The sequence below is a fragment of the Bradyrhizobium sp. 2TAF36 genome (genome assembly GCF_052114925.1).
Classification (GTDB): domain Bacteria; phylum Pseudomonadota; class Alphaproteobacteria; order Rhizobiales; family Xanthobacteraceae; genus Bradyrhizobium; species Bradyrhizobium barranii.
Window position 1 is genome coordinate 1 of the sequence record NZ_JBFRFR010000234.1, and the last position, 1311, is coordinate 1311.

Consider the following 1311-nt stretch of genomic DNA (forward strand, 5'->3'; position numbering starts at 1 on the left):
GTAGATGGGGTGATTGCGGTTGCTGCTCGAAAGGCTCAGCCTGGAAGGGAAGCCGGCGAGCCGGTGGCARCAGGAGCGGGAACATGAAGCACTATGTCGGTCTGGATGTTTCGCTAAAGGAGACGGCKATCTGTGTTGTGGACGAGAATGGCGTCGTCATTCGCGAGGGCAARGYACTTTCGGAACCGGAGGCTATTGTTGCCTGGCTCAASGAAAGCGGATTGCCCATTGTCAAGATCGGGATTGAGATTGGTGGTCTCGCTCGTTGGCTGTACAGCGAACTGCGTGCTGCCGGCTTACACGCAGTCTGCATCGATCCCCGAAGACTGCGTGGCGTGACTAAGACGATGCCGATTAAGACCGATCGAAACGACGCTCGCGCYATTGCRCAGGTAATGCGGGTCGGCTGGTACACCGTTGTWCATATCAAGGGTGACGTGAGCCAGGAGCTACGAATGCTTCTCAACAATCGCAAGACGCTTYTGATCAAGCAGATCGATATCGAGAAYGAAATTCGCGGCGTCTTACGCGTCTTCGGCTTAAAGCTRTCTGGTCGTATAYCYCAAGYGACGTTTGAGCAGCAGACTAATGAACTCACAGATGGCCATCCACGACTCGCGGCGATGCTGCGCCCAATGCTTGTGGCTCGAGCCGCGCTGCGTGAACAGTACGGCGTCCTGCACAAGATGGTACTTGAAATAGTACGCCGCGAACCGACATGTCAGCGGCTCATGACGATACCRGGYGTWGGTGCACTGACGGCAATCACGTTTCTAACAACCATTGATGACCCGGATCGCTTTCAACGCTCCCGCGAYGTTGGCGCGCATCTTGGCCTTACGCCACGCAAATACGCATCTGGGGAAACCGATCGGAATGGCGCTATTTCGAGGTGTGGCGATGTGATGCTCAGGACCATACTTTATCAGGCCGCGCTTGCACTTCTAACCCGCACCMAGCGTTGGTCCGCATTGAAAGCYTGGGGTGTAAGGGTGGCCAAGCGACGCGGCCTTCGCCGAGCGGTCGTAGCAGTCGCACGAAAATTAGCGATCGTGATGCATCGGATCTGGGCAGATGGAAGCGAGTTCCGATGGACCCGCGAGGAGGCGACCGCATGATCAATTAGCAATTSAGCGGATCCGYCGAARAGGCGGGACGACGTCCTGCGAGGACGAGGTCGGGGTGACTGCGCTGCAACCTCTGTGCCTGCAGCACGCGCCTAATAGATAGCAGCTCCCGATCTTCGGACTACCATCGTGAGGCGGCTATGAACGTCGACCTCGTAGACAAGAGCGAGCCTCGCAGGCTGTC

Annotated in this window: 1 protein-coding gene; it reads left to right on the top strand. The window is 57.1% G+C overall.

Features of this window, described 5'->3' with window-relative positions; all coding sequences use genetic code 11:
* The first annotated feature begins 83 nt into the window (after positions 1-83).
* The gene (locus AB4Z51_RS44935) at positions 84-1118 is read left to right on the top strand and encodes an IS110 family transposase (protein ID WP_441499769.1); all 1035 of its coding nucleotides are present in this window, start codon (positions 84-86) and stop codon (positions 1116-1118) included.
* Positions 1119-1311 lie beyond the last annotated feature (193 nt).